Below are 10,520 nucleotides of genomic sequence, written 5' to 3' on the forward strand. Positions count from 1 at the left end.
GATGCCCCGGGAACTGCCCGAGCTCCGGCCGGGCGCCGAGCGGCGGCTCGTGCTGGCCGCCTCCACCGGTGGTCATCTCGCCCAGCTGGTCCGGCTGGCGCCGGGGCTCGGGGCCGCCGCCGACTCGCTGTGGATCACCTTCCCCACCGCCCAGAGCGAGTCGCTCCTGGCGGGCCGGAACGTCCTGCACGTGCCCTACATCCGTCCGCGGGAGGGGCTGCAGATCGCCCGGGCGTTCCGGTCGATCCTGCCTCGGCTGCGGTCGGACCACTTCGACGCCGCGGTGAGCACGGGGTCGGCGTTGGCGCTGGCCGCGCTGCCTGCCGCGCACCTGGCCGGGATCCCGACGCTCTACATCGAGAGCGTCTCGCGGGTGAACGGCCCCTCCGTCAGCGGCCGGGTCCTGGCCGCGATGCGCTTCGCCCAGCTGCGGACACAGCACCCGGGCTGGGCGGGAGGCCGCTGGGGCACCCACCCGAGCGTGTTCTCGGCGTTCCGGATGGTGCCTCGAGCGGTGCAGGGCGAGGGGCGGGCGAGACTGTTCATCACGCTCGGCACGCTCCGCGGCTATCCGTTCCACTCGATCGTCGACCGCGTCCTGGAGCTGGGGCTGGCCGACGACCACACGGTCTGGCAGCTGGGGGAGACCGAGCCGACCGTCGAGCTGCCGGGTCAGGTCCACCGCGAGCTGCCCGCCCGGGACTTCGAGCGGTACGCGCGCGAGGCGGACGTGGTGATCACCCACGCCGGCGTCGGCAGCGTCCTCGGGCTGCTGGAGATGGGCATCGCGCCGATCGCCGTCGTCCGCCGCCGTTCCCGTGGCGAGCACGTCGACGACCACCAGCAGCAGCTGGCGGGCCTGATGAAGAGCAGCGGGATCGGCTTCGCCGTCGAGGTCGACGAGCTCTGCCCGGAGGTCGTCGCGGCTGCGGCGCGCGTCCGGGTCGAGACCGACCCCGGCACGACCGGCGAGTCCGGCACGTCGCTCTCCCGGCCCTGACCACTGCCGCGCGGCGGTTCAGGGGGCCGGACGGCGCACGGGGCGCTCGTCCGGCCTGCTGACCCAGCCGGCGCGACCCGTGCCGGTCGCGGGCGGGGTCAGATGACGCTGTGCCCGGCCTGCGAGATGGCGGTGATCTCCCGGAAGAAGTCGTTGTCGCGCAGCAGGACCTGGGGCTCGTCGATCGCCTGGAGCCGGCCGGCCCCCATCACCATGACCCGGTCGCAGATCGACAGCGTGGACACCCGGTGCGCGACGAGGAAGAGCAGGACCTCGCCCTTCATCCGCGCCAGGGACTCCTGGACCGCCTGCTCGCTCTTGACGTCCAGCGCACTGGTGGGCTCGTCGAGGATCAGCACGTCGGGACGCCCGGCCAGGGCGCGGGCCAGGCACAGTCGCTGGCGCTGGCCCCCGGAGATCGCCGCGGCCCGCTGCCCGATGACCGTCTGGTAGCCCTTCGGCCAGCTGAGGATCTCCTCGTGCAGCGAGGCCTTGCGCGCGGCCTCCTCGACCTCCGCGTCGGAGATGTCGTCGCGGTAGAAGCGGATGTTGTCGGCGACGGTGCCCCAGAGCAGTTGCGGGCTCTGCGGCACGTAGGAGACGCGCTGCCGCCAGTCACTGAGCCGGAAGTCGCGGGCGTCCTGGCCGTTGACCGTGACGGAGCCGCTGGTCGGCTGCCGCAGGCGCAGCAGCAGCTGCACGATGGAGGACTTCCCGGCCCCGGACGGGCCGACGATGCCGATGACCTCACCGCGGCTGGCCTCGAAGGACACGTCGTGCAGGACGGGCGCCGTGGAGTCGTAGGCGAAGTCCACGTGGGACATGCCGAGCCGCTCGACGCGGGACAGCGGGTGGTCGCCGTCCTGCCGGGTGTGCCCGGCGTAGTGGTCGAGCGCACGGCGCAGCCGGCCCATGTAGGGGATCAGCTCGTTCATCCGGGTGGAGGAAGCCTGGATCCGCTGCCCGAAGGTCAGCGACCGGATGAGGATGAGGACGACCGCGCCGAGCTCGCCGATCGCCGTCGCCCCGGACAGGTGGACGATCGTGAGGGCGAGCAACAGCAGGAAGAACGCGACGCTCTGGTAGAGCGCCGGGACGGCCCGGTTGAGGAAGCGGGTCTGCAGGAGCGGACGGCGCACCTCCTGGATCATCTTCTCGACGGCCTCGCGGTAGGCCCGGTTGGCCCCGAAGACCTGGGTCTCCTCGGCCAGCTGCACCATCTCCTGCACGCCCTTGGCGTACTCGACGTTCTCCGCGCTCAGCGCCCGGGCGTGGCCGCGCTGGCGGCGGGCCAGCGGGGCCAGCATCACGAACAGCACCGCCGAGGCCCCGATGAGGATCAGCGCCGTCGGGGCGCTGAGCAGGAAGGCGGAGGCGAGCAGCGTGAAGAACATGAGGACGGCGCTGATGCCCTCGGAGAGGGTGGTGACCGCCGCCGAGGCCTGGATCGCCTGGGTGGTCATCAGGGACTGGAAGTGCCCGTCGCGCTCGGCCGACTGGATCTTCCAGGACGCCGAGGTGAACCGCTCGAACAGGTCACGCCGGAGGGCGGCCATCACCGACGCGCTCATCGAGGCGGGCACGTAGGCGAGCCACACCTGCAGCGCGCCGCGGAAGACGGCCAGCCCCATGCCCACCGCGCAGAGGACGACGAGCGGGGCGGTGACGTCGAGCGGTCCGGGGATGGCGTCGACCTCCGTCTGCCCCTGGGACAGCGCGGTGGCGAGGGAGGCGACCAGCGCCAGCAGCGCGGCCTCGACCAGGCCGGCGATCACCGAGCCGCCCGCCATCAGCACGATGCGCGACTTCGACGAGCCGAGGAAGGGGCCGAACTGCTGCCAGGCGGTCCTGTAGCGCCGGACGACCCTGGTGGGGGTCGGCCACTGCTTCGGCAGTGACAACTGCCCTCCCGGGCTCGAGTGCACGACCCCGGCCGGGGTCTTGGTCACGGCGAACCCTACCGTCGTGGCCTGGCCACGAGGAGCGTCGTGGCCCACACTGAGCGTGGGGACGAGGGGGGCGACCTTGCGGCGCAGTCGCGGGTCTGTTGAAGTGTGCGCCGTGGCCCCGGCGCCGTTCCCCCGTCTCGACCTGCAGCGGCTGGTCCCTGTCCAGCTGCGCCGGGCGAGGAAGTTCTACCTCCGGCACGGTCGGCTCCCTCCCGTGATGGGCTTCGAGACCTTCAACGACAAGGTGCAGTGGCGGATCACCCGGGACCGTCGGGACCTGCTCCGGGCGACCTGCGACAAGCTGGCCATGAAGGAGCACGCGGCACGGCTGGCGCCGGATCTCACCCGGACGCCGGAGACGTACTGGTTCGGCACCGATGTCGCCGAGCTGCGTGACGTCGACCTGCCCGAGAACTGGGTGCTGAAGCCGAACCACGCGAGTCAGCGCGTCATCATCAGCGGTGGCCCCGCCGACGTCGAGAAGCTGGCGGTCGAGGTCGCCGGCTGGGTGGACGAGCCATACTGGCGGCGCAGCGGCGAGTGGGCCTACCGCACGGCCCGCCCCGGGCTCCTGGTCGAGGAGTTCATCGGCACGCCGGGCGAGGTGCCCGCCGACCTCAAGCTGTTCGTCTTCGACGGGCAGCCCCGCGCCGTCGCCGTGCACAGCAAGGACGGCGCCGTGCACAAGGCCCGGTACTACACCACCGACTGGGAGCCGATGCCCTGGACCGGTGGCTACGTCGCGGGGCCCGACACCCCCCGCCCCGAGCGCCTCGAGGACATGCTGAAGGCGGCCTCCCTGCTCGCGCAGGACTTCGACATGATGCGGGTCGACTTCTACGAGCACGACGGGGTGCTGTGGTTCGGCGAGCTGACCCCCTATCCCGCGGCCGGCCTGGCCCGGTACGAGCCCGAGCTGGACCGGCTGCTGGGCAGTTGGTGGCAGCTCCCCGTCACCGGGCGCAGAGGGCTGCTCCCCCTGCGCTGAGCGGCGCGGCCGCCGCCGGGCGCGCGGCGCTCAGGCGTGCCGGGCGGCGAGCAGGCCGTGGTCGATGTAGAAGCGGCGCACGCGCGGGTCGGCCAGGAAGGACCCGTGGAACTGGAACACGTTGAGGTTCGGGACGCCGGCGTTCCCCTCGAGCACCAGTGGGCCGCGGTCGGTGACGCAGACGTCCCAGCCGACGTGCGTCACCTCCGGGAAGGCCGTCATCAGCTGCCCGACCAGGTCGAGCACCTCGCCCCAGTGCGGCACGGTCTCCCCGGCGATCGGCACCCCGGTGTCGGGATGCCGGTCGTAGGTGGGGCGCCCCCGCTCCCGTGGGCGCCCCACCGCCGGACCGAGGCGCCCGGTCGCGAGGTCGACGGCGCTGCACAGACCGCCCGAGCTGACGTTGTCGACGGCGCCGCTGGCCGCGGTGCCCCACCGGTGCACCGCGGCGGCGACCACCGGGTCGCCGTCCGGCAGCCGGATGGCCAGCGCGCGGAGCGTGTTGAGGGAGCCCGGGTGGACGGCCCGGAGCTGCGGGTGCTGCTCCAGCCGCTCCTGCACGAGCACGGCGGCTCCCGGCTCGCCGGCGACCAGGCCCTCGACCCGCTCGCCCGCCACGATGCGGACCCCGCGTCCGCCGGCGCCGTCGAGGGGCTTGAGGACGACGTCCGGCGCGGTCCGCATCCGGTCCAGCGCCGCGGCCGACCGGCCGTGCAGCGTGCCGCGGAGCCCGACGCCGTAGACCTCGGGGGCGGCAGCAGCGAGGCCGCGGGCGACCACGACGTCGGCGAAGACGTTCTTGTCCTCCAGCAGCCGTGCGCCGGCCGGGTCGTTCAGCCGGCGCAGCAGTGCCTCGACCGCGGCGTCGCTGATGAACGGGACGGCGGGGTCGTGGATGCCGGGGTAGGCGTACCAGCGGTTGGAGAGGAAGCCGCGTCGCCACATCGACGGGTGCAGGCGGCCGGCGTACTGGCGCCGCTCCAGCCGCGCCATGGTGCGCAGCAGCGTGGCGCGACTGGTCATGCGGTGCGCCGGACCCGGCGCCTGGCGGCCCGGGTGACCCGGCGCTGGGTCCGCACGAGCTTGCGACCGAGGACGAGCGCCGGGGGAGCGAAGGTCACGCCGTCCCGGTTGGTCAGCTGGCAGGGCCGGCACTGACCGCAGGGCAGGTCGCCGAGCGGGTCGTGGCAGAACCAGCGCTGGGACAGCAGGTCCAGGAAGCCGTGCTCCCGGGCGATCTCGGCCATCTCGCCCTTCGTCGTCCGGAGGACGGGGAAGGACCAGAACCGGAACATCTGCGCCTCGGGCGCGGAGCTGAGCGTCCCGCGGTCGTCGGTGAAGACCAGGCGGTGCAGCGCGGTGGGGCCGTCGTCGTGGGCCTGCATGCAGACCTCCACGCCCGACCAGCCGAGCCGCTCGGCGACACCGGCCAGGTAGACGTACTGGCTGCCGATCCAGGTGCCGTTGCGCAGGATCGACGCGTTGAGGGCCTGGAGCTCCTCCGACGGCGGGAAGTCCCAGCGCAGGTGCATCTCGACCGGGGCCAGCATCGCCGGGTCGTCGAGCCGCTGGAGCAGCTGCTCGCGCATCCGGGCCATCGTGGTGAGCTCCAGCAGGGTGCTGCGCCGCTCGGGGTTGACCACGTAGATCGGTTGCACCGGCCGGTGCTCGACGAGCAGCGCCTGCATCAGCCGGAAGGAGGAGTCCCAGCCTCCGGTCCACAGCAGTCGGATGGGGGCGTGCTCCTCGGCGGCACTCATCGCCGTCCTCTCGTTCGTTCCAGGGGTCACGGGCCGGGTGCGGTACCGGACGGGTGGCCCCGTCCGGTACCGGGGTTCATCGGGAGGTGAGGGTGCGCCCGGCCCGCCGGGCGACCCGACGGGCGCGGTCCCGACCGCGGGCGAGCACCCCGGCGGCGACCTGCCGGGACACCCGGCCGGTGGGCAGCGGCACCCCGAGGCCCTCGACCCGCTCCCGGGTGTCCGGATCGGCGAGCCAGCCGTCGGCGGCCAGCATCTGGGAGCCGCGCAGGCTCCAGTGCACGTTGCCCTCCAGCAGCATCGGCCCGTCCGGGCCGATCACGACGTCCCAGCCGAGGAAGCGCAGCCCCGGGAAGAGGACGGCGGCGCGGCGGCACAGCTCGACGGTCTCCTGCCACAGGGGCAGCTCCCGGCCGGCGAACCGCTCGCCGGTGTCAGGGTGCTCGGTCAGGTCGCCGGGCACCCCCTTGAGGATGCCCGGGCCCATCACGCCGGTGGCCACGTCGATCGGGATGCTGACCCCGCCGGACCCCCAGTTGTCGATCATGCCCCCGCGTCGGCCGAGGCGGATGCTCGCGGCGTGCGCGTGCGCCGTCCCGTCGGTGGCGACGGTGGTCAGGACGCGGCAGGTGTTGGTCGTCGTGGGGGCGAGCTGTGCCAGCTCCGGGTGGTTGCGGACGGCGTGCTGCAGGACGTAGCCGCTGACCCCGCGCTCACCGCCCGGGTCGAGTGCGGCGAAGACGCGCTCGAGGGTGGTCTCCTCGCCGGTGCGGGTGGTGGCCGTGCCGGTCGCGTGGTCGATCCGGTCGAGGATGGTGATCTGCGCGCCCTGCCCTCCGCCGGCGGGCTTCACCACCAGCCCGGTCGGACGGACCCGGTCCAGCTCGGCGAGGACCTGGGGCACGGTCCGCAGCGGGCGCGCGCCGTCCCAGGTGGTGCCCTGGACGCTGTCGAAGAAGCCGATGGTCGGCGGCACCGGCAACCCGAACCCGTCGGCGAAGCGGTAGAAGACCCACTTGTGCTCGGTGAGGACGTGGTTGCGCGGGTCGTTGACGACGTCCTGGACGAACCTGCGGTTCCAGTCGCTGCCCAGGTACCGGCCGGCGTCGGTGGCCGGACGCCCGTCGTCGAAGCCGTAGGCGGCGATGTCCGCAGGCCGGTAACCCCACAGCCAGACCAACTTGTTGCGCTGCAGCCTGCTCAGGGCCACGTTCCTCCTCCTACCGCTGGGCTCACGAGGGCGCCGGGGTGTCGGCCGGCCACGGCATTGTGCCCGAAGACGATCATGGAACGGCTGGTTCTCGGTGCCCCATGACCGGGGGGCGTCCCAGGACCGCGGCCTGCCGCGCGTCGACGCGGAGGGAGGCGATGACGCCGGCGGCTGCGAACACGAACGGGAAGGACGGCGACGAGACGAACACCGGGGCCACCGCGGACTCCACGAGCAGCAGGACCAGCCACCCGACGCCGGTGATCCGCATCCAGCGGACCAGGACGTCCTCGCGGGCGGAGACGCGCCGGAGCAGGGCGACGAGCATGCAGGCGAGCCCGGCCGCGAAGCAGAACGCGCCGAACCAGCCGGTCTCGCCGTAGATCGCCGGCCACTGGGAGTCGTTGAGGAACTGACCGGAGTCCGGCCCCGGGCCCAGGCCGTAGCGGCCGGGGAAGCCCAGTGCGTAGTACAGCGGGCTGTAGTCGTCGGCGGCCGTCGAGCTGGCGTACCGGCCGAACCCCGCGCCGAACGGGAAGAACTGCGCCGCGACGGTGACCCCGCCTGCGGTGAGCATGGAGCGGGCGGAATCCTGGTTGAGGTAGATGTCGATGTCGCCACCGATGAGCGCCGCGAGCGGCGGCACGGTGAGGAGCGCCACGAGCGGACCGATGGCGAGGAGCGCCGCGACCCCGACCGGCCGGAGGAAGCGGGTGCCGACCGCCGCCAGCGTGGCCAGCAGCCCGACGATGGACTTGACCTGGAAGGTCAGGAAGGCCAGGCCGCCGGAGAGCAGCACGAGGATCGTGTTGGCGAGGGAACGGCGGACCACCAGGCCGTAGACGAGCGCGCCGACGGCCAGCACCCCGCTGAACCGGCTGAAGGCGGCCGGGTGCTGGAACACACCGTTGATCGCCGGGAACGGGCCGATGTAGCTGATCGGCGGACGCCCGGTGGTGAAGTTCGCCCACGCCGCCGGGAGGGCGAGGTTCAGCAGTGCGGTGAAGGCCATCACCACGATCGCCGTGACGCCGAGGCGGACCAGCAGGGCCAGGTCGTCGCGGGTCCAGTGCAGCTGGGCGAGCGCGAAGGCGAAGACCACGCCCTTGACGGCGATGAAGGCAGCGGGGACGGCGAGCCCGGCGGGGACCTCCGCCAGCACGGAGCTGAGCAGCCCGGCGACGAGGAAGCCCAGGAACCAGCCGGTCCCCGGCAGCCAGACCAGTCGCCCCTCGGTGACCAGGCGGCGGGTGCTGAGGGCGACGACGGCGAGGGCGATCACGCCCTCGTCCGCGTAGGTGCCCAGCTGCCCGGCCACGTTCTGGATGGGCGCCGCGAGGATCACCACGAGCAGGGCCAGCAGTGCGAACAGCTTTGGCTGGAACGCGGCGATCAGCACCCCGGTGACGGCGACGAGCAGGGCGAGCGGCAGGACCGGCTCGATCCAGGCCAGGGCGGCCAGGACGAAGGCCAGGACGGCGGCAGCAGCCACCCAGGCGGCCCCGGGAGGCGTTCCCGGGCCGGACCGCGCGGGGGCCGCTGCGGTCGTCGGCGGTGCCGACATCAGCGTCCCCGGGTGCCCGCGGAGAGCGCCTGCCGGAACACGATCACCAGGAAGGCCACCAGCAGGCCGACCGCGAGCCCCACCAGCAGGTTGAGCAGCAGCAGCGGCGACGCCAGCTCGTCGGGGATCTCCGGCGCCTCCACCACGGTGCCGGTCACGTTGACCGGGCTGGCGGCGGCGTCCTCGCCCTCGATCTGGGTGATGAGGCTGGCGGCGATCGCGTTGGCGAGCTCGGCGGCGTTCGTCGGGGTGCCGGCCTCGACCGTGATGTTGATGATGGAGGTGCGGGGGAGCACCTCCGCGGTGACGTTGTCCACGAGATCGGTGGAGGCGACGTCCGCCCCGATGGCGTCGATGGCGGGGTCGAGCACCGCGGGGGTCTGGGCCAGCGCCGCGTAGGTCTCCACGCGGTCGGCGACGAGCGCCGATGCCTGGGACACGCTGTTGGCGGGGGCGGTGCCGTCGACGGCGACGGAGATGACCGGGTCGACGAGCACCTTGGTCTCGGTCTCGTAGCGCTCCGGCATGAAGACGGTGACGAGCCAGCCGGCGAGGAGGCCGGCGACGACCGCGGCCACGATGATCATCCAGCTCCGGCGGATCACGCGCAGCACGTCACGCAGCTGCATGGAGCCCGGGTCCTCGTGGCGGTACCGGGGGAGCGGGGGCGCAGCGGTGTCGATGGTCATGTAGGGGGTCCTCTCGGGTGCTGGGGTGCGGGAGTCCGGCGTGCTGGTCACAGCTGCTCCTCCAGGAAGGCGAGTACCGCACGTCGCACGTCGCTGTTGAGCAGCGTGATCCCGTGGCTGGGTGCATCGACGATCAGCAGCTCTGCCTGGACGCCGGCGTCCTCCAGCGCTGTCGCCAGCGCCTCGGGTTGTTCTTCGGGTACGAGTTCGTCGGTGCCGTTGACCAGCAGCATCGGTGGGTCGGAGGGGTCGACACCGGTGATGGGGGAGGCCGGCACCGACTGTGGGCAGTCGGCCACCGAGGTGCAGCCGAGGTAGTTGAGCACCAGGTCGGCGGCCTGCTCACTGGGCCGGCCGAGCTCCAGGCCCTCGGGGGACAGCACGGAGACGCCGCTCAGGGACGCCACCGCGCCCAGCCGGGCACCGGTGTCGAGCGGACCCTCACCGCGGGTGGCCAGGCTCTGCGCGATGATCGCCCCGGCCGAGCTGCCGATGGCGCCGATCCGGGCCGGGTCGATCCCGAACGCCTCCACCTGGGCGGGCTGGCGCAGCCACTGCACCGCGTTGGCGAGGTCGTCGACCTGGGCGGGGTAGGTGAACTCCGGTGCGAGCCGGTAGTCGACCGAGAAGGCGGCCGCGCCCTGTTCGGCCGTCAGCTCGCACAGTGTGCGCAGTCCGCTGCTGTCGCGGGTGCCTTCGGTGAAACCCCCGCCGTGTACGAGCAGCACGGCGGGGACGGGCCCCTCGGCGTCGGTGGGGAGACAGGCGTCGAGCTTCAGCTCGCTCTGGTCGTCGGACCAGTAGGTGAGGCCTTCCTCCACGCGCACGTTGTCCGGCCCGGGGTCGAGCCGAGCTGTCGGCTCGGACGACGAGGAGCAGGCGCTCAGCGTCAGGACCAGGGCGGTCACGCCGAGCGCCGCAGCGGGGAGGTCGGGTCGCGACGCGGCGGGGCTCTTCACGTGCATCGGGGTTCTCGAATCCGTCGGGCGGCGACGGACGAGGGCCCTGGTGTTCGAGGACAGCGGGGCCGGGTCTCGTCGAGGCCGTCGGCTCATCAGTGCTGCGCGGCTGCGCTGCATCATCTTGCCGTCGCGGGGTACGGGCTGGCTCGCAACGTGACGAACCTAGCGTCCGGGGCTCTGTGGTCGCCGTGAGCGCTGTCACGGCGAGGGCGGGCAGGCCGAGCGTGCCGGGCTGCTCGCGGGTCATGAGTGACGTGACTCACACTCGACGGGTTGTGATCGCTCACGGTGACTGCCGTGCGTCCTTACTCGTCGGGTTCCCACAGCGTGGCGAGTGGCCAGTTTAATCCGCGCGCGCACGTGCAGCGGTAGCTCGTTCACTTGATCGGGTGCCGCGG

At 72.9% G+C, this 10,520-nt stretch carries 9 protein-coding genes; 2 read left to right on the forward strand and 7 right to left on the reverse strand.

The features are described 5' to 3' along the window. Position 1 precedes the first annotated feature (1 nt). Entirely contained in the window at positions 2-1,000 is a 999-nt protein-coding gene (locus G5C62_RS13475; protein WP_164701386.1) for a glycosyltransferase, read from the forward strand. A gap of 98 nt (positions 1,001-1,098) precedes the next feature. On the opposite strand, the gene G5C62_RS13480 is transcribed toward G5C62_RS13475, so the two are convergent. After that, positions 1,099-2,949, reverse strand: coding sequence for an ABC transporter ATP-binding protein (locus G5C62_RS13480; protein WP_206330626.1), 1,851 nt, complete (start codon positions 2,947-2,949; stop codon positions 1,099-1,101). 112 nt (positions 2,950-3,061) lie between these two features. On the opposite strand from G5C62_RS13480, the gene G5C62_RS13485 reads away from it, so the two are divergent. Then, complete coding sequence (locus G5C62_RS13485) at positions 3,062-3,937, forward strand: ATP-grasp fold amidoligase family protein (protein ID WP_052091121.1); 876 nt, start codon at positions 3,062-3,064, stop codon at positions 3,935-3,937. Between the two features lie 30 nt (positions 3,938-3,967). On the opposite strand, the gene G5C62_RS13490 is transcribed toward G5C62_RS13485, so the two are convergent. The 6 genes from G5C62_RS13490 to G5C62_RS13515 form a co-directional block, all read right to left on the reverse strand. Then, positions 3,968-4,960: a sugar-transfer associated ATP-grasp domain-containing protein gene (locus G5C62_RS13490; protein WP_164701387.1), complete on the reverse strand. Its 993-nt coding sequence runs from the start codon at positions 4,958-4,960 to the stop codon at positions 3,968-3,970. Then, the gene (locus tag G5C62_RS13495) at positions 4,957-5,697 is read right to left on the reverse strand and encodes a hypothetical protein (protein ID WP_164701388.1); all 741 of its coding nucleotides are present in this window, start codon (positions 5,695-5,697) and stop codon (positions 4,957-4,959) included. Before G5C62_RS13495 ends, G5C62_RS13490 begins: the two co-directional genes overlap by 4 nt. Before the next feature lie 76 nt (positions 5,698-5,773). Beyond that, complete coding sequence (locus G5C62_RS13500; RefSeq protein WP_164701389.1) at positions 5,774-6,907, reverse strand: sugar-transfer associated ATP-grasp domain-containing protein; 1,134 nt, start codon at positions 6,905-6,907, stop codon at positions 5,774-5,776. A gap of 73 nt (positions 6,908-6,980) precedes the next feature. After that, complete coding sequence (locus G5C62_RS13505; RefSeq protein ID WP_164701390.1) at positions 6,981-8,399, reverse strand: hypothetical protein; 1,419 nt, start codon at positions 8,397-8,399, stop codon at positions 6,981-6,983. A gap of 71 nt (positions 8,400-8,470) precedes the next feature. Further along, positions 8,471-9,211 carry a YveK family protein gene (locus G5C62_RS13510; protein WP_164701391.1) on the reverse strand — a complete coding sequence of 247 codons (741 nt, stop codon included), beginning with the start codon at positions 9,209-9,211 and terminating at the stop codon, positions 8,471-8,473. Further along, positions 9,208-10,119 (reverse strand): alpha/beta hydrolase, encoded by a 912-nt coding sequence (locus G5C62_RS13515; RefSeq protein WP_164701392.1) that lies wholly within the window; start codon positions 10,117-10,119, stop codon positions 9,208-9,210. Before G5C62_RS13515 ends, G5C62_RS13510 begins: the two co-directional genes overlap by 4 nt. Positions 10,120-10,520: the final 401 nt, after the last annotated feature.

The sequence above is a fragment of the Modestobacter sp. KNN46-3 genome, from assembly GCF_011039295.1.